The sequence below is a fragment of the Empedobacter sp. GD03865 genome, assembly GCF_029840775.1.
GTDB classification, from domain to species: Bacteria; Bacteroidota; Bacteroidia; order Flavobacteriales; family Weeksellaceae; genus Empedobacter; species Empedobacter falsenii_B.
This window is the reverse complement of the sequence record NZ_JAOCDF010000005.1, coordinates 70,875-87,815: the sequence shown is the minus strand read 5'-3', so window position 1 is coordinate 87,815 and position 16,941 is coordinate 70,875. Positions and strand designations below refer to the sequence as shown.

At 32.1% G+C, this 16,941-nt stretch carries 17 protein-coding genes and 1 other RNA gene; 7 read left to right on the top strand and 11 right to left on the bottom strand.

From position 1 onward, the window contains the following. Positions 1-42: 42 nt before the first annotated feature. The 3 genes from N5D46_RS03450 to glmM form a co-directional block, all read right to left on the bottom strand. Positions 43-636 carry an ACP phosphodiesterase gene (locus tag N5D46_RS03450; protein WP_280049183.1) on the bottom strand — a complete coding sequence of 198 codons (594 nt, stop codon included), beginning with the start codon at positions 634-636 and terminating at the stop codon, positions 43-45. Positions 637-738: 102 nt separating this feature from the next. Then, a complete protein-coding gene (locus N5D46_RS03445; RefSeq protein ID WP_219034160.1) occupies positions 739-2,118 on the bottom strand; it encodes a tetratricopeptide repeat protein in 1,380 nt (459 codons plus the stop codon). Between the two features lie 92 nt (positions 2,119-2,210). Then, positions 2,211-3,593 carry a phosphoglucosamine mutase gene (glmM, locus tag N5D46_RS03440; protein WP_280049182.1) on the bottom strand — a complete coding sequence of 461 codons (1,383 nt, stop codon included), beginning with the start codon at positions 3,591-3,593 and terminating at the stop codon, positions 2,211-2,213. A 119-nt stretch (positions 3,594-3,712) separates the two neighbouring features. On the opposite strand from glmM, the gene N5D46_RS03435 reads away from it, so the two are divergent. Then, the gene (locus N5D46_RS03435; protein ID WP_125349703.1) at positions 3,713-4,027 is read left to right on the top strand and encodes a GlsB/YeaQ/YmgE family stress response membrane protein; all 315 of its coding nucleotides are present in this window, start codon (positions 3,713-3,715) and stop codon (positions 4,025-4,027) included. A 65-nt stretch (positions 4,028-4,092) separates the two neighbouring features. Here the strand turns inward: N5D46_RS03435 and N5D46_RS03430 are convergent, their stop codons facing one another. The 5 genes from N5D46_RS03430 to ffs all read right to left on the bottom strand — a co-directional run bounded on the left by N5D46_RS03430 (position 4,093) and on the right by ffs (position 8,526). After that, positions 4,093-4,530, bottom strand: coding sequence for an acetate uptake transporter (locus tag N5D46_RS03430; protein ID WP_280049181.1), 438 nt, complete (start codon positions 4,528-4,530; stop codon positions 4,093-4,095). Between the two features lie 2 nt (positions 4,531-4,532). Further along, on the bottom strand, positions 4,533-4,658 hold the full coding sequence (locus N5D46_RS03425; RefSeq protein WP_280049180.1) for a GPR1/FUN34/YaaH family transporter: 126 nt from the start codon (positions 4,656-4,658) through the stop codon (positions 4,533-4,535). A 213-nt stretch (positions 4,659-4,871) separates the two neighbouring features. Continuing rightward, on the bottom strand, positions 4,872-6,716 hold the full coding sequence (gene yidC / locus N5D46_RS03420; RefSeq protein WP_280049179.1) for a membrane protein insertase YidC: 1,845 nt from the start codon (positions 6,714-6,716) through the stop codon (positions 4,872-4,874). After that, positions 6,694-8,346, bottom strand: coding sequence for a CTP synthase (locus N5D46_RS03415; RefSeq protein ID WP_125349700.1), 1,653 nt, complete (start codon positions 8,344-8,346; stop codon positions 6,694-6,696). Before N5D46_RS03415 ends, yidC begins: the two co-directional genes overlap by 23 nt. An 81-nt stretch (positions 8,347-8,427) precedes the next feature. Then, positions 8,428-8,526: signal recognition particle sRNA small type (gene ffs / locus N5D46_RS03410), an RNA gene on the bottom strand. Positions 8,527-8,755: 229 nt separating this feature from the next. On the opposite strand from ffs, the gene N5D46_RS03405 reads away from it, so the two are divergent. The 4 genes from N5D46_RS03405 to N5D46_RS03390 are packed head-to-tail and all read left to right on the top strand — an operon-like array spanning position 8,756 to position 12,738. Continuing rightward, positions 8,756-9,325 carry a DUF4199 family protein gene (locus tag N5D46_RS03405; protein WP_114998993.1) on the top strand — a complete coding sequence of 190 codons (570 nt, stop codon included), beginning with the start codon at positions 8,756-8,758 and terminating at the stop codon, positions 9,323-9,325. Between the two features lie 3 nt (positions 9,326-9,328). Continuing rightward, positions 9,329-10,291, top strand: coding sequence for a glycosyltransferase family 2 protein (locus tag N5D46_RS03400; protein WP_280049177.1), 963 nt, complete (start codon positions 9,329-9,331; stop codon positions 10,289-10,291). A 17-nt stretch (positions 10,292-10,308) separates the two neighbouring features. Further along, entirely contained in the window at positions 10,309-11,013 is a 705-nt protein-coding gene (locus N5D46_RS03395; protein ID WP_125349699.1) for a DUF2807 domain-containing protein, read from the top strand. Positions 11,014-11,022: 9 nt separating this feature from the next. Next, positions 11,023-12,738 (top strand): phospho-sugar mutase, encoded by a 1,716-nt coding sequence (locus tag N5D46_RS03390; protein WP_280049176.1) that lies wholly within the window; start codon positions 11,023-11,025, stop codon positions 12,736-12,738. Positions 12,739-12,820: 82 nt separating this feature from the next. On the opposite strand, the gene N5D46_RS03385 is transcribed toward N5D46_RS03390, so the two are convergent. From N5D46_RS03385 to N5D46_RS03375, 3 genes are all read right to left on the bottom strand, one after another. Further along, positions 12,821-13,918 carry an inorganic phosphate transporter gene (locus tag N5D46_RS03385; protein WP_280049175.1) on the bottom strand — a complete coding sequence of 366 codons (1,098 nt, stop codon included), beginning with the start codon at positions 13,916-13,918 and terminating at the stop codon, positions 12,821-12,823. A 102-nt stretch (positions 13,919-14,020) separates the two neighbouring features. Beyond that, positions 14,021-15,127 carry an inorganic phosphate transporter gene (locus N5D46_RS03380; protein ID WP_052217794.1) on the bottom strand — a complete coding sequence of 369 codons (1,107 nt, stop codon included), beginning with the start codon at positions 15,125-15,127 and terminating at the stop codon, positions 14,021-14,023. 22 nt (positions 15,128-15,149) lie between these two features. Next, on the bottom strand, positions 15,150-15,794 hold the full coding sequence (locus tag N5D46_RS03375; protein ID WP_280049174.1) for a DUF47 family protein: 645 nt from the start codon (positions 15,792-15,794) through the stop codon (positions 15,150-15,152). Between the two features lie 273 nt (positions 15,795-16,067). Here N5D46_RS03375 and rpsL point away from each other — a divergent pair, with 273 nt between their 5' ends. Beyond that, positions 16,068-16,451 (top strand): 30S ribosomal protein S12, encoded by a 384-nt coding sequence (rpsL, locus tag N5D46_RS03370; RefSeq protein WP_019974211.1) that lies wholly within the window; start codon positions 16,068-16,070, stop codon positions 16,449-16,451. Between the two features lie 12 nt (positions 16,452-16,463). Continuing rightward, positions 16,464-16,940 (top strand): 30S ribosomal protein S7, encoded by a 477-nt coding sequence (gene rpsG, locus N5D46_RS03365; RefSeq protein ID WP_019974210.1) that lies wholly within the window; start codon positions 16,464-16,466, stop codon positions 16,938-16,940. Position 16,941: the final 1 nt, after the last annotated feature.

The window sequence follows — 16,941 nt, the reverse complement described above, 5'->3', positions numbered from 1 at the left end:
AGCCCTAAACTAATGAATTTTATCGAATTCTTAAAATGAAATTTAGACTTGAGAATCAACGAATACAAAGTTCATGCAATGCGTTTGGATTTGAGGAAAAAATGACAGAAAATCAGTTTCTAGATTCGCATAACTTTTTTCAAATTCGGGAATGATTTGATGCAAATTATTCTGAAATTTAGCCCGACTTCCAATTCCTTTCAGTGTTTTTTGAACACCTTCTATGGTCGAATAATTTTCGAACCAATCATATTTTAGCAAATAAAAAATGGTTTCTTGTAGTTTTTTTGGAAGCGAATTGTATTCATCCTTAAATAATTGATAACAATCTGTTTTAAATTTTTCGAAAGGAGTTTCAGAATAATTATTCCAATATTTTATTAAAAAATAATCATAAATCACATCAATAATAATTGGTGCAAATTTGTGCTGTGTTTCGTGAAAATAACTAGAGCTTTTCTTCACCGTTTCGTGAGAATCTGTAAATGTATCAATCGAACGATGCAATAAAATGCCTTTCTGAATATCTTCTGGAAAATCTAAATATTGTTTTCCCTTTACAGTTTCTCCAAGCAAATTCCCGATTTGAAGCGATTGATTTCCGAAAGATAAATATTGATGTGCGACAAAGTTCATAAGGCTTGTTTAGTTTCATAAAGTTAAGTTTTTTTGTACAAACCTGTGTTATTTTACTGTGAAGAAAAAAGCCATCTTTTTAGATGGCTCAAGAATTATATTTTATTCGTTATTTCCAGAAATTTGATTGATTTTTTCTTCTAAAATCGGATAATATTCGATCATAGAATCTTTTAAATTTCGATCCAGACTTAATGCATTTTGCAACGCTTCATTTCCTAATTGATCTTGCTCTGTAATATAATAAACATTACTTAATTGATAGAAAAATTCGGCACGATTAAAATTCTTCAAAGCGCCTGTTAATAAGACTGCAATCGCTTCCTCGTATTCGCCAACAGCAATTAAAGTTTCGACGTAAGCAAACCAAGTATTGAAAACCAAAGGTTTTAATTGAACCAATTTCGAAAGGTTTTTTATAGCTTCCTCAAACTTCATTTGTTTCAGAAAATAGTAAGTTGAATCTGTATAATATTCGTAACTATCACCATTCAATTCTATTGCACGCTGAATGTAATATTCGGCTTCTTCAATATTTTCTAATTTGTTGTAAAGCGAAGCTGCTTTTGCCCAAACTTTATCCAATTGTGGATCTTCTTTTATCGCAATATGATAAGCTTTTAATGCTTTTTGTGGTTTCTCTAACTTTTCGTACAATTCACCAATTTTCATATGCGTAACAGCTGGCGAATCATCAAATTCTAATGTTTCTTCTAGTGTTTCTATTGCTTTATTGTATTCTCCTAATTCTTCCAATGAAACTGCTTTGTTAGCATGACCAACAATAGAGTTAGGATTAATCGCGAGCACGTAATCCAACGCATTTATAGCTTCGTCATACATTTTTTTGTGATTGTACAACAGACCAAGTTGCAACCAAGAAACTTCCGAATATGGATTATCGTCAATAAAATCTTTCAGAAATTCGATGCATTCATCAGGATTATGAATTTCCTCGTAACATTGAATGATAGAATAGAAAGTATAATCGTTTTCTGGATTGAATTTCAATGCTTTTCTGAAAGCAATCAACGCAGAATGAACTTCATCTAAATTCAAATATTCATTTCCGATACAATTGCAAATAAAATCAGTTTCTTCGTCGTCTATTTGCAAAGCTTCTTCATAAAAACTTATCGCTTTTCGAGGCATATTTTTCATTCCCCAAAAACGCGCTTGTACCAAAAGATAATCTAACTCGTTTGCAGCTAAATCCTTTAAATCTTTGATGAGTTTTGCAGCTTTTTTTAAATCCTCAATTGTAAGAAAATATTCAATTCTCTTGATTTTGATATCTATATTCTCGGGATGCATTTTTTCTGCAAAATCCAACGCACGTTTCGCATATTCGCTATCATTTACTTCAAGATAGAACTCTATAATTTCGACCAAATCCTCCGAATCGTAATATCTATATTCACGATTGTCAAGCATTTGCTCAAAACCTTCAATTAGCTCGCTATTAAAAAAATCTTCGTCCATAGTGATAGACTAATTTACAAAATAAAATGTGCAAAAATCATAACGAATTGTTAGAGTTTTGCACATTTGTTAAACAATTAAAATAGATTGTTTTAGATAATATTTTTGATGCTTTCGATCATTTTATCAGCTAATTTATTTGCATTTTCTTCTGAAGTACTTTCAGTATAAATACGAATAATTGGCTCTGTATTTGACTTTCTTAAATGAACCCATTCTGTAGGGAAGTCGATTTTAACTCCATCAACCGTATTGATTTCTTCGTTTTTGTAAACTTCTTGAATTTTCACTAACAATTCGTCCACATTGATTTCTGGTGTTAATTCGATTTTCTTTTTCGCCATAAAATATGCTGGAAAAGAAGCTCTAATTTCAGAAACTGATTTATCTTGTTCAGCTAAATATGTCAAGAATAAAGCAATTCCTACTAAAGAATCGCGTCCATAGTGCAATTCTGGATAAATAATACCACCGTTTCCTTCTCCACCAATTTTTGCGTCAACGTTTTTCATTTCAACTACAACATTCACTTCTCCAACTGCTGATGGTGAATATTTTTGACCATATTTTTCAGAAATATCGCGTAAAGCACGAGAAGATGATAAGTTAGAAACTGTTGCTGAAGGCGTTTTTGATAATACATAATCTGCGACTGCAACTAATGTGTATTCTTCTCCAAACATTTCACCTTTTTCGTCGATAATTGCTAAACGGTCAACATCTGGATCTACTACAATCCCGAAATCAGCTTGTTCGTCGATTACTTTTTTGCAGATATCACCTAAATGTTCTTTTAAAGGCTCTGGATTATGAGGAAAATGTCCGTTTGGCTCGCAATACATATCGTAATGAATGACACCTAAACGTTGTAACAACTTAGGAATTGCAATTCCTCCAGTTGAATTTACCGCATCAATCGCAACTTTGAAATTTTTCTCTTGAATCGCTTTTGCATTCACTAATGGCAAAGCCAAAATTTTCTCGATATGTAAATCAATTGCATCATCAAAAGTTTCATAAGAACCTAAATCATCAACTTCAGCAAATGTATAATCATCTTTATCTGCGAAAGCTAAAATTTGTGCGCCATCTGCAGCAGAAACAAATTCTCCTTTTGCATTCAATAATTTCAATGCATTCCATTCTTTTGGATTGTGAGAAGCAGTTAAAATAATTCCTCCATCTGCATGCAAATGTGTCACCATAACTTCTACAGTTGGCGTTGTAGATAAACCTAAATCGACAACATTAATTCCTAATCCTTGTAAAGTTGAACAAACTAATTGAGAAACCATTTGTCCAGAAATACGAGCGTCGCGCCCTACAATTAATTTATATTCTGATTGATTTGATTGATTCTTAAGCCAAGTTCCGTAAGCAGCTGCGAATTTTACAGCGTCTATAGGAGTTAAATTATCTCCCGGTTTTCCTCCGATTGTTCCACGAAAACCTGAAATAGATTTGATTAGAGACATAAATTTTATTTTATAGTGATACAAATTTACAAATTACAAAAACTTTTCTTACCTTTTTGGAACGATTTTAGTTAAGATTTACTTAACAATTTTTAAAACCATAAAAAATAGTATTAATTATGATGACAACTTCATTTATTATGTTAGGTATTACCGGAGTTTGGAGCTTTTTGGTATACTTAGTGTTCGGTTTAATTTGTGCTGGAATTGCTAAAGCAATAATGCCAGGTAAAGATCCGGGAGGATTTTGGGTAACTGCACTTATAGGTATTATTGGTGCATATTTAGGAGCTTATATGCGTACAATTTTAGGAATTTCTCATGATGGAGAAGTAAGTTTTTTCAGTCCATTGGATTGGATTTTTTCAATTTTAGGATCATTATTAATCTTATTTATTTGGAAAAAATTATTAGCTCCAATGTTTAATAAATAATTCATTACAATTATAAAAAAATCCTTTATCAGTCTCTGATAAAGGATTTTTTTTATTCATACTATTTATAGAGGAAGAATTGCTTTTTCGTATTTCTGATTAATCATAATTGCAGAAGCTTCGTAAAAAGCAATAAATCCACAGATGATTCCTGTCCAACCAGCAAAATGTAAAATGCTTTGACTCCCTGTAAAGTTACCTGCTGCCAATAAAAAGAATAATAAGGTTAATGAACCAAATAATAATTTTCCGACCAAATTACCTTTTAATGTTTGTAAAAAGTTGATTAATGTAAATAATCCCCACATTCCTAAATAACATCCCATTGAATTTCCGTCCGGTTTTTCTACGCCAAACATCGGTGCTAACCATGTAAATACAAGTGTTAACCAAAAAGCGCCATAAGACATGAATGCAATACTACCAAAGTTGTTTCCTTTTTTCCATTCCATAACGCCAGCCACAAATTGTGCTCCACCTCCAAAGAAAACACCCATTCCCATAATCATACTATTAACAGGAAAAAACCTGCATTGTGTATGTTTAATAAAACAGTTGTCATTGCAAAACCAAATAATCCTAAAGGTCCAGGATTTGCTGTTTGATCTTTAATTGAGTAAATATTATTCATGTTATTTATTATTTTGAGACAATAATAATCTGAAAATAATAAATAAAAAAGAATTTATTCATAAAAAGTGTATAACGTACACTATAAAAGTATTTTTAAGTGAATAAAATATTGGTATGTAATAAATTGAATACTTAATTTTTTATTGTCTTGAATAAATAAAAAATCCGTTAATTATCATTAACGGATCTTTGAATTTGAAATATAGTTTGATTATTTCTTTTTGTTCTTTTGTTGTTGCTCTTGCATTTCTTGAGCTTGTTTCATCATTTCTTGCATTTTCGAAGCAAACTTACCTGTTTTTTTAGGTTTCGTTTTATTTGTTTCGATGATTTGATGAATCTTCGCTTCGTGAATCATATATTTCTTAATATATAACACGATGAAAATATTAATCGCATTGGATACTAAATAATACCAAGATAGACCTGAAGCGTAATTGTTAAGGAATACAAAGAAGAAAACTGGCATTACATACATCATGTATTTCATGAATTGCATGTTTGGCATTCCTTCTTGTTGTGGCATTTGGAAGTTATCCATAGATCCAGAAACTTTAAAATAAATCATCATTGCAACAATATATAATAAAGCGAATACACTTAAGTGACCATTAAGGAATGGAACCCATTCTGGTAATTTGATTAAATCGTCGAAGGCTGTTAAATCATCTACGAACCAGAAAGGAACACCTCTCAAGTCGATTAAGTTCGGGAAGAAACGGAATAACGCATAGAAAATAGGAATTTGTAATAATGCTGGTAAACATCCTGCTAATGGATTGATTCCTGCATTACGATAAATTGCCATTGTTTCTTGTTGCTTCTTCATCGCATCTTTCGGATCCTTGTATTTTTCGTTGATTTCATTCAACTCTGGACGAACAACTTTCATCAATGCAGATTGACGGTATTGTTTGTACATAATTGGAGATAAAATCAATTTTACAACGATTGTCATCAAGAAGATTACCCATCCGTAAGTGATTCCTACAGAAGCTAACCATTTGAAAACGTTCAAGAAGAAATATTTATTCAACCAACCAAATAATCCCCAACCAAAATCAATTAAGTTTTGGAATCCTTTGTCGTTGTAATCTTTCAACATTTTATAATCCAATGGAATAAAATCCCATGTGAATTTTGAATTGATTTCACTATTTTTCAACTCTAATTTTGAGTTTAAGTGATAGTGTTTACTGTAAGTTAAATCCTCTTTATCAGAGTTTTTAGAACCACCTTTTGTTGTTTTAAACCCTTCATCATTTGATAAAACTGTTGCGAAGAATTGTTGTTTGTTGGCTACCCAAGAAATAGCTTCCTCTTCTTCCCATTCGTCAGAACCAAATAATTCGTATTCGATGTCTTTGTTTCCTTTGAACTGAAAATAAGTATGCGACCAATATTTTTCTTGATCTTTCCCTTTTTCAGTACTGAAACCATCCATTGTCCATGCTAAATCTACATTTTTCTCAGAAGTGATATTAGATAAACCTTGCGTTTTAATTTCGAAATCGATACCATAAGAATCGCCTAATGTATAGATGTATTGAATTTGACTATTTTGAGCATTTGCTGTAAACGTTACAATTGTATTGTTCGCATTTTTCTGTACTTGAGGTACAAATACTAAATCCGAAACATTAAGAACAGCTCCTTGTTTTGTTTTGAATGATAAATTGAACTTACTTGATCCATCTTTTATCAAATGTAAAGGATCTTTGTGTCCATCTTTTTTGTCATTGTAAGCTGTATATCCAACGATTTGTACGTCAGAAATTTGAGCTCCTTTTGGCGAAAAAGTAACTTTTAATTTATCATTACTAACTTCAATATCTTTTGCTAATGTAGGATCTACAGTTTGAAAAGCTTGTGTTGTAGCTGTTTTATTTAATTGTTCCTGTTTTTTTGCTTGCTCTTGCTTTTGAACTAATTCTTTTTTCTGAGCTTCGACCTCCGCTTCCGAAGGTTTGTTTAGAAAATAGAATACGCCAAAAAGAATTGCAATTAAAATAAAACCAATCGTTTGGTTAAAATCAAATTTTTTCTCTTGTTGCATTTAATAAATCATTTTGTTTATTCAATAAAGAAGCTTCGATAAAACTTATAAATAAAGGATGTGGCGAAGCAACTGTACTTTTATATTCCGGGTGGAATTGTACACCTATATAATATGGGTGTTGATTATGTTCTAAAATTTCTACTAATTCTGTTTCAGGATTTTTACCAACTGGAATAAAATTGTTTTCAACAAATTCATCATAAAAATCATTGTTGAATTCATATCTATGACGATGACGTTCTAAGATTTCGGTTGTGTTGTAAATTTTCTCAATTTTTGAATTAGGAGTTAATTCACATTTCCAATTTCCTAAACGCATTGTTCCTCCTTTGTCCGAAACATCTTTTTGATCTTCCATCAAACTGATAACTGGATAAGGCGTTGTTAAATCCATTTCTGCTGAATCTGCTTTTTCGTAACCTAAAACATTACGCGCAAATTCGATTGCCATAATTTGCATTCCCAAACAAATTCCTAATGTTGGAATATTATTTCTTCGTGCATAATTTGCAGCAATTATTTTACCTAAAATACCACGATCTCCAAAACCTGGTGCAATCAAAATTCCCGAAACGCCTTTCAACTGCTCTCCAACATTGTCTTCTGTAATATCACCAGAATATACCCAACGAACTTTTACATTCGTTTCGCAAGTTGCAGCAGCATGTGTAAATGCTTCTGTAATTGATTTATAAGAATCGTGTAACGAAACGTATTTACCAACTAAAGCAATTTCTATTTCGTTTTTAGGATTTTTATGATTTGATAAGAATTTGTTCCAAACTGTAAAATCTGGTTCTTGATCAGTTGGCAAATCTAAGCCTTTTAAAACAACTTCGTCAAAATTTTGTTTATGTAATAAGAATGGAACCTCATAAATTGTGTCTGCATCCATACTTTCGATTACATTTTCTTTGCGAACATTACAGAATAAAGCCAATTTAGCTTTTACATCTTTTGGTAAATGACGCTCCGTACGTGTAACTAAAACATTGGCATGAATACCATTTTCCATTAATGTACGAACAGAATGTTGAGTAGGTTTTGTTTTTAATTCTCCCGCAGCAGCTAAATAAGGGACTAATGTTAAGTGAATAACAGAAGAATTATGTTCTCCTAATTCCCAAGTTAACTGACGGATAGATTCGATATAAGGTAAAGACTCAATATCTCCAACCGTACCTCCAATTTCAGTAATGATGATATCATAATCACCTGTATTACCTAATAATTTGATACGACGTTTTATTTCGTTTGTGATATGAGGAACAACTTGAACTGTTTTTCCTAAATAATCTCCACGACGTTCTTTTTCTATAACTGTTTGATAAATACGACCTGTAGTAACTGAGTTAGCACGAGACGTTGCACGGTTCAAGAAACGCTCATAATGTCCTAAATCTAAATCGGTCTCTGCACCGTCTTCCGTAACGTAACATTCTCCATGCTCGTAAGGATTAAGTGTTCCTGGGTCTACATTTATATAGGGATCCAATTTCTGAATTGTTACTCTATATCCTCTTGCTTCTAGTAGCATTCCTAATGATGATGCTACGATTCCTTTTCCTAACGACGATGTTACTCCTCCGGTAACGAAAATGTACTTTGGTGCTTTGTTTGTTTCCATTGAATCTTTAAATCAATGGTTGCAAATTTACGAATAAATAATGGGGTAAAAAAAAGTGGGAGTGAAATTTAGAAAAATAAAAATAGGCAAGCGATCTACATCACACCGCTACGACCGTATACCTTTGCTACGTTCCCGTCCTGGAGGATTCAACAGGAGCTGGTTGTGTAGGACTTGCCTGATGCAAAGGTAAGAAAGTTTTGTAAAAATAAAAGTGTTTATTGAAAAAACTTTCTTGTTGCTTAGGTCTGATTGAATTAATAGATTGATTTACAAATAAAAATTAGAACTAAAAAAGTAATTGATATTGTAAAAAATAATTGAAGAAAAGAATTTATGAAGATAAATTCCTTTTTAAATCATACAATTTAATAGAGAAAGAATTACGAGATATAATTATCTTTGCAGAATGATTAGTTTTAATAAAATTTTCAAAAACTCTTTGGTGCTTACAGCAATTACATTAGCATTGTTTTTCGCGCTTTACTTTTATTTTTCTTTAAACGGAACAGTTTCTGTAAAAGATTATTACACTTACAGCTTCATGATTTGCTGTTTTATTGTATTACCTTTGTATGCATTATATTGTTTTTTAATAATTTTCAATTTATCGAAAAATAAAGCAAAAAATCATCAAACTTCAGAAGAATTAATGACTTTCAAAGAAGGTTTCAAAGTTGGTTTCTACACGATTTTCTTTGCAGGAATCATGAGTTTGATTGTTATTTTTGTATTCTTCAATACTTATGGAGAATGGGCACAAGATAGTTTGAAACAAGGGTTATTAGATACTTTCACGTCTAATATGTCTGATCCAAAAGTCGCAAAAGATATCGAAACATTTAGAAATTCGGATGATTATAAAACACTTAATTTATTTACTGTGAAAAACTTCTTCGGATTATCCTCAATTTTCTTATCTTTCTACATCGCAATTGCAGCGATGTTTTCACAATTCTTAAAAAAACGTGTTTTTTAACATATGGATATTTCAGTTGTTGTTCCTTTACTGAACGAACAAGATTCCTTAGAGGAATTATTCTACAGAATCAAAAAAGTCTGTGAACAGAATGATTTTACATTCGAAGTTATTTTCGTAGATGACGGAAGTACAGATGATTCGTGGCAGATTATCGAATATATTGCCAACTTCAATACAGAAGTGAAAGGAATTAAATTCCGTAAAAATTATGGTAAATCTCCAGCACTTAGCGCGGCTTTCAAAGAAGTGAAAGGTGATGTTGTGATTACTATGGATGCAGATTTACAAGATTTTCCTGAGGAAATTCCGTCGTTATACAAAATGCTGAAAAACCAAAAAGCAGATATTGTTTCGGGTTGGAAAGAAAATCGTCAAGATAATAAGTTGACAAAAAATCTTCCTTCGAAATTATTCAATGGTGTTGCACGTAAAACGTCTGGTGTAAAATTGCACGATTTTAATTGTGGTTTGAAAGCTTATCGTTGGGAAGTAACGCAAAATATCGAATTGTATGGAGATATGCACCGTTATATTCCTGTTTTAGCGAAAAACGCTGGATATTCGAGAATTATTGAGAAAAAAGTAAAACATCAAGCGCGTAAATATGGTGTTTCAAAATTTGGAGCAAATCGTTTTGTAAATGGTTTCTTAGATTTGATTACACTTTTCTTTGCATCAAGATTCGGGAATAAACCAATGCATATTTTCGGTTTATTGGGAACATTGATGTTTATTTTAGGATTTTTTGCTTCATTTTATTTAGGAATTGAGAAATTATATAAAGTTTATATTTCACATACACCAGCCAGATTAATTACAGATAGTCCTTATTTTTATATCTCGTTAGTTTTTATGATTTTGGGAACGCAATTATTTTTGGCGGGATTTTTGGGCGAGTTAATTGTTCGTAATAATCGCGAAAAACAATTGTATTTAGTTCAAAAAGAATTGAATTTAAATTAATCAAATAACCAACTACTATGAAGAAAATATTTTTATTAGGATTTTTAGGTTTAGTTGCAACTTCGTGTTCATCATCAATTGATGGAGAAGGTGCTGCAACGGCTCAAAAAGAATATACAGCTGATAATATCAAAGATTTGAGCGTTTCGTGTAATTGTAATGTTATTTTAGTTCCAGGAAATAAATCTGGAGTTAAAGTAGAATCGCATCAAAATATTATTGATAATTTAGAAGTTGAAGCAAAAAATAATGCGGTTACAATCAAAGAAAAATCAAATGTAGACCATTATAGTGCCTATGATTTGTACGTTTATGTGACACGAGATTTAGAAAAGATTGATGCAAATAAACAAACTTCTTTGACTACTTCTGGAACATTGAATGTTGATGAATTGACTATCTCTGCGAAAGATCAAGCGAGAATTAATCAAACTTTTTTGATTACAAACAACTTTGATTTGAAAGCAGATGATCAATCAAATATTATGTTAGAAGGAACTGCTGGAACTATGAAAGTGAAAGCTTATGGCGAAGCACAATTGAATTTGTTCAAATACGAAGTCAACGAAGCTAATTTCACAACTGATGATAATGCTTTGTTAGATATCAATGCGCGCCAAACGCTTTATGGTTCTGCAAAAGGAAATTCAATCGTTAATTTTATGGGCGATCCAAATAAGGACACAAAAATTGCTGACCGTGCCCAAGTACTAAAAAAATAAAAAATAAGAATGACTTCAAGTTTAGATAATGCTAAATTATGGCTTTCTGACGCTTATGATGCGGAAACAAGAAAGGCTGTTCAAGATTTAATTGATAATAATCCAACCGAATTAGACGATTCTTTTTATAAAAACCTTGAGTTTGGAACAGGAGGAATGCGTGGTATAATGGGAGTTGGAACAAATCGTTTAAACAAATATACACTTGGTGCAGCAACACAAGGTTTAGCAAATTATATAAATCAACAATTTCCGAATAAAGAGAAAAAAGTTGCGATTGCGTACGATGTTCGCCACAATTCGGATACGTTTGCAAAAATGGTTGCAGATGTTTTGACTGCGAATGGAATTAATGTTTATTTGTTCGAATCTTTTCGTCCAACGCCAGAATTGTCTTTTACAGTTCGTCATTTAGGTTGTGATGCTGGAATTGTGTTGACAGCTTCTCATAATCCTCCGATTTACAATGGTTACAAAGTTTATTGGAATGATGGAGCGCAAATTGTTCCACCGCAAGATGGAGAAATTATCAACGAAGTAAATAATGTAAAAGTTGAAGAAATCAAATTTCAAGGAAACGATGCATTGTTGACATATATCGGAAAAGAAATTGATGAAGCTTTTATTGATGCTTGTGTAGCGAATGGAAGTTTTACGCAAGAAGGTAAAGAAGATATAAAAATTGTTTTCACTTCTATTCACGGAACTGCAGTTGCAATTACGCCAAAAGCTTTTGAAAAAGCTGGTTTTACACAAGTTTATCAAGTTGCTGAACAAGCAATTCCAAGTGGAGATTTTCCAACAGTAAAATCGCCAAATCCAGAAGAACCAGAAGCGTTGACTATGGCTGTTGCTTTAGCGAATGAAATTGGTGCTGATGTTGTGATTGGAACTGATCCTGATGCGGATCGTGTGGGTGTTGCAACGCGTAACAACGAAGGCAAAATTGTTCTATTGAATGGTAACCAAATGAACACTGTTTTGGCTTATTATTTATTAGAAAAATGGCAAGAAGCAGGTAAATTAGTTGGAAAAGAATTTATCGGATCGACAATCGTGACGTCTGATATTTTCTATGATATTGCTGCGAAATTTAATGTGGATTGTAAAGTTGGATTAACAGGTTTCAAATGGATTGCTGATATGATTCGCAAATTCGAAGGCAAAGAAAGTTTTGTTGGAGGAGGAGAAGAATCATTCGGATTTATGGTTGGAGATTTTATCCGCGATAAAGATTCTGTTACAACAGCTTTATTGGTTTCTGAAATTGCTGCTGTACAAAAAGCAAACGGAAGTTCTCTGTACAATAAATTAATGGAAATCTATCTTGAAATAGGAAAAGCATATCAAGAAGATTTAATTAGTATTGTAAAACCTGGAAAAGAAGGTGCAGAGTTAATTGCTAAAATGATGGTTGAATTTAGATCAAATCCTCCAAAAGAATTAGCAGGATCTAAAGTTGTTCGTGTAAAAGATTTTCAATCTTCTATCGACAAAGATTTAATTTCTGGTGAAGAAAAAGCGATTGAGATACCAAAGTCAAATGTATTGATTTTCTATACAGAGGATGGAAGTAAAGTAGCTTGTCGTCCTTCTGGAACAGAACCAAAGATTAAATATTATTTCTCTGTAAATGCTTCACTTTCTAACAAAGAAGATTATCCAGCTGTTCAACAAACGTTGTTAGCGAAAATCGATTTATTGAAAGAAGATTTTAGCAAATAATCATTCAAGAATAAATATTAAAATAAATAGAAAATGGCCGTCAATTTTGACAGCCATTTTTTATATGATTAAATTTTTAATGTTAGAAAAACATCGAAAATAGATAATAAAATCCTGTTGCAATAAGTGCAGAAACTGGAATTGTCAAAATCCAAGCCCATAATAAGCTAATTGTAACACCCCAACGAACAGCAGAAACTCTTTTTACCATTCCAACACCAATAATAGATCCCGTGATCACGTGCGTTGTAGAAACTGGCATTTTGATATGTTCAGTAAAAAATAATGTAATAGCTGAAGCTGTTTGCGCTGTAAAACCTTCGATAGGAGTAATTTTTGTAATTTTATTACCCATTGTTTTTAAGATTTTCATTCCTCCTCCTAATGTACCAATTGCAATAGCAGAAAAACACATGATAGGAACCCAATCATGAATATCTGTACTACTTGACGTTATAAACCAACTTTTCCAATTAAAAACATCATTCATAAACCATCCATCCATATTAGCTTTACTAATAGCTTCTTGGTTTGCAAGTAAGGCAAATGTGATAACACCCATTACTTTTTGAGAATCATTCAAACCATGACCAATACTCAACATCGCAGAAGAAACTAATTGCAATTTCTTGAACCAAGCATCTGCTTTATGTGGTTTTGCATTTCGACAAAGATTCAGCGTGATGATGTAAATAACATTACCAGCGACTAAACCAATAATTGGTGCAACCAAAATAAAAGCGATAATCGTTAAGATAATCGTACTGTTAATAGCAGAAAAATCATAACCTGTTGCAGCTAATGCACCTCCAGCTAAACCACCAATCAAGGTGTGAGATGAAGAGGAAGGGATTCCTAATTTCCAAGTTAAAATATTCCAAGTGATTGCTGCAGAAAGCGCCGCCATAACAACGATAGATGGATTAGAGCCAAATGCGACAACAACATCTTCTTTAATAATTTTTGCGATTGTGTCTGCAACTCCAAATTCTCCAATGATAAATTTGGCAATGAAGAAAGCAACAAAATTGAAGAATGCAGCCCATATAACGGCTTGAATAGGAGTTAAAACCTTTGTAGTAACAACCGTTGCAATAGAGTTTGCGGCATCGTGAAAACCATTTAAGAAATCAAATAAAATGGCTAAGCCGATAATGATAAATAATACAGTTAATTGCATGGCGCAAATTTAAAACTTTATTAAACTTATCATTTATCAATTTCGAAAATTATTTCAAAAATAAAAAAGGAGCTTAATTTAAGCTCCTTTAGAAATGATATTTTAAATAAATAACGTTACAACATAATAGATTAATGCAGCTAATAATGCTGAGACAGGAATAGTAAGTATCCACGCCCAAAGTAAACTAATTGTTACTCCCCAACGAACTGCAGAAACACGTTTCGTTAAACCTACACCAATAATAGAACCAGTAATTGTATGTGTTGTAGAAACTGGAATCCCGAAATGTTCAGAAATATAAAGCGTCATTGCTCCAGATGTTTCAGCAACTACACCTTCTAATGGCGTTACTTTTGTGATTTTAGAACCCATTGTTTTGATGATTTTCCATCCACCACCCATTGTACCTAATGCGATAACGATGAAAGATGTAATGGGAACCCATCCCCAATGTTCTACAAAATATTGAAATTTATCTTCAGCTTTTAAATATTCAGGATCAAAATCTACATTCATATGGTAAAAAATAACCGCAGCACCAATAATTCCCATTACTTTTTGCGCATCATTCATACCGTGTCCTAAAGAGAAAAGAGCAGAAGAAACTAATTGCAATTTCTTGAACCACCATTCTGCTTTTGCAGGTTTGGCTCTTTTGCAAATGTGAAGCGTGATTATGGTTAATATCGAGGCGATAATCATACCAATTAATGGTGCTAATACGATAAAGCAAATAATTGGAATTACTTTTTTGTAAACAATTACATCTTCTCCACCAGCAGAAAAACCACCGGCGTGAGCTAATGCAGCTCCAATGAAACCACCAATTAATGTATGAGAAGAAGAAGAAGGAATACCAAACTTCCATGTTAATAAGTTCCAAGAAATTGCAGCGATAATTCCAGCTAAAATAACTTCTAGTGTAATAAAATGCTCGTTAACCGACTTTGCAATAGTGTTACCAATCTTAAATTCTCCAATCCAATAAACTGAAATAAAGTAAGCAGCAAAGTTGAATGCGGCAGCCCAAAGTACAGCTTGAAAAGGCGTTAAAACCTTAGTTGCAACAATTGTAGCAATTGAGTTTGCGGCGTCGTGAAAACCATTAATATAATCAAAAACAAAAGCTAAGACGATAATAGTAATCAATAACATTCCTGGCGTAGACGATAACATGCTCGAAAACGCTGAAAAAAAATCTGTCATAATCTTTTAGATTAAGTTTTGGTTATGAATGTTTTACCGCTACAGCTTCCAATACGTTAGCAACACTTTTACACTTGTCTGTTGCAGATTCTAATGAAGATAAAACCTCCTTATACTTGATGATATTTTTAACATCAGTTTCGTTTTCGAAAATTTCCTGAACTGCTTTATCAAAAATACGATCCGATTTATTTTCTAATTTATTGATTCGTTCACATATTTCGTAAATACGATTTACGTTTCTCAAATCTTTCAATTGCTCAATTCCCTCTCCGATTAATTGACAAGCCTCTAAGTTAACAGCTGTAATTTTGCGGATAGATTTTGTAATTTTATCTACTTGATAAATATTGATACGATTCGCTGCTCCATTTAAATTATCTGCAACATAATCAATAGATTTTACTAATTGATAAATATCCTCTCTGTCGAATGGAGTAATAAAATTTTTACTTAATTCAAGATTTGTTTTTTGAGTAAGATATTCAATTTTACTTTCTATTTTAGAAATTTGAGCTATATAATCTTCACGTTCTTCTAATGGGGCATTTACGCATTCGTGTAATAATTCAGCTAGTTTGATTAAACTTTTAGAAGCTTCCTCAAACAAAGGATAGAAAACTTTATCCTTTGGAGTAAATAATTTAAAAAATGAGTTTACTGACATTTATAAATGTTTTGTGATGCAAAAATAGATTTTTTAATGTAAAATTAATATTAAATAATGATTTAAGATCATGTAGTAAGTGATTATTTTATTATAATCATTTTCTTTATCAGATACATGTTTGTTTAGGTTTGACATTTTAAAGTTAAGCTTTAATAATTTATAAATCAATTAAAAATATATTGACAAATATTTTTTTTTGAAAGAATTATGTGTATTTTTGCATGCCCAAAAAATGGGTTTAATCCAAATTTAAAAGGAAATTTAATTAGTATGCCAACAATTCAACAATTAGTTAGAAAAGGTAGAAAAAAACTAACCAAGAAGAGTAAATCGGCTGCATTGGAATCATGTCCACAACGCCGCGGTGTTTGTACACGTGTTTACACTACAACTCCTAAAAAACCTAACTCAGCAATGCGTAAAGTTGCTCGTGTTAGATTAACAAACGGGAAAGAAGTTAACGCGTACATCGGTGGTGAAGGTCATAATCTTCAAGAGCACTCGATAGTATTGGTTAGAGGAGGTAGAGTTAAAGATTTACCAGGTGTTCGTTACCACATTGTACGTGGAGCGTTAGATACTGCGGGAGTAAACGGACGTACTCAACGTAGAAGTAAGTATGGAGCGAAACGTCCAAAAGATGCTAAAAAATAAATTTAAGGAAAGATGAGAAAGACAAGAGCTAAAAAAAGACCTTTACTTCCAGATCCTAAATTTAATGATCAGTTAGTAACACGTTTCGTTAACAACTTAATGTATGATGGAAAAAAATCTGTTGCATTTAAAATTTTTTATGATGCATTAGAAATCGTAGATTCTCGTAAAGAAGATGCGGAAAAAACATCATTAGATATTTGGAAAGAAGCATTATCAAACGTAATGCCTCACGTAGAAGTTCGTTCTCGCCGTGTAGGTGGAGCAACATTCCAAATTCCAATGGAAATCCGTCCAGACCGTAAGATTTCAACTGCTATGAAGTGGTTAATTAAATACTCTCGTAATAGAAATGAGAAATCTATGGCTCAAAAATTAGCAGGTGAAATCATTGCTGCTGCTAAAGAAGAAGGATCTGCCGTTAAAAAACGTCAAGATACTCACAAAATGGCTGAAGCAAACAAAGCATTTTCACACTTTAGATTCTAAT

Coding starts and splice junctions, on each gene's coding strand:
- N5D46_RS03380 (WP_052217794.1), bottom strand. CDS start 15,127: ATGACAGATTTTTTTTCAGCGTTTTCGAGCATGTTATCGTCTACGCCA.
- rpsL (WP_019974211.1), top strand. CDS start 16,068: ATGCCAACAATTCAACAATTAGTTAGAAAAGGTAGAAAAAAACTAACC.
- N5D46_RS03415 (WP_125349700.1), bottom strand. CDS start 8,346: ATGGAAACAAACAAAGCACCAAAGTACATTTTCGTTACCGGAGGAGTA.
- N5D46_RS03445 (WP_219034160.1), bottom strand. CDS start 2,118: ATGGACGAAGATTTTTTTAATAGCGAGCTAATTGAAGGTTTTGAGCAA.
- N5D46_RS03425 (WP_280049180.1), bottom strand. CDS start 4,658: ATGAATAATATTTACTCAATTAAAGATCAAACAGCAAATCCTGGACCT.
- glmM (WP_280049182.1), bottom strand. CDS start 3,593: ATGTCTCTAATCAAATCTATTTCAGGTTTTCGTGGAACAATCGGAGGA.
- N5D46_RS03375 (WP_280049174.1), bottom strand. CDS start 15,794: ATGTCAGTAAACTCATTTTTTAAATTATTTACTCCAAAGGATAAAGTT.
- N5D46_RS03450 (WP_280049183.1), bottom strand. CDS start 636: ATGAACTTTGTCGCACATCAATATTTATCTTTCGGAAATCAATCGCTT.
- N5D46_RS03405 (WP_114998993.1), top strand. CDS start 8,756: ATGATTAGTTTTAATAAAATTTTCAAAAACTCTTTGGTGCTTACAGCA.
- N5D46_RS03435 (WP_125349703.1), top strand. CDS start 3,713: ATGATGACAACTTCATTTATTATGTTAGGTATTACCGGAGTTTGGAGC.
- yidC (WP_280049179.1), bottom strand. CDS start 6,716: ATGCAACAAGAGAAAAAATTTGATTTTAACCAAACGATTGGTTTTATT.
- N5D46_RS03395 (WP_125349699.1), top strand. CDS start 10,309: ATGAAGAAAATATTTTTATTAGGATTTTTAGGTTTAGTTGCAACTTCG.
- rpsG (WP_019974210.1), top strand. CDS start 16,464: ATGAGAAAGACAAGAGCTAAAAAAAGACCTTTACTTCCAGATCCTAAA.
- N5D46_RS03400 (WP_280049177.1), top strand. CDS start 9,329: ATGGATATTTCAGTTGTTGTTCCTTTACTGAACGAACAAGATTCCTTA.
- N5D46_RS03430 (WP_280049181.1), bottom strand. CDS start 4,530: ATGGGAATGGGTGTTTTCTTTGGAGGTGGAGCACAATTTGTGGCTGGC.
- N5D46_RS03390 (WP_280049176.1), top strand. CDS start 11,023: ATGACTTCAAGTTTAGATAATGCTAAATTATGGCTTTCTGACGCTTAT.
- N5D46_RS03385 (WP_280049175.1), bottom strand. CDS start 13,918: ATGCAATTAACTGTATTATTTATCATTATCGGCTTAGCCATTTTATTT.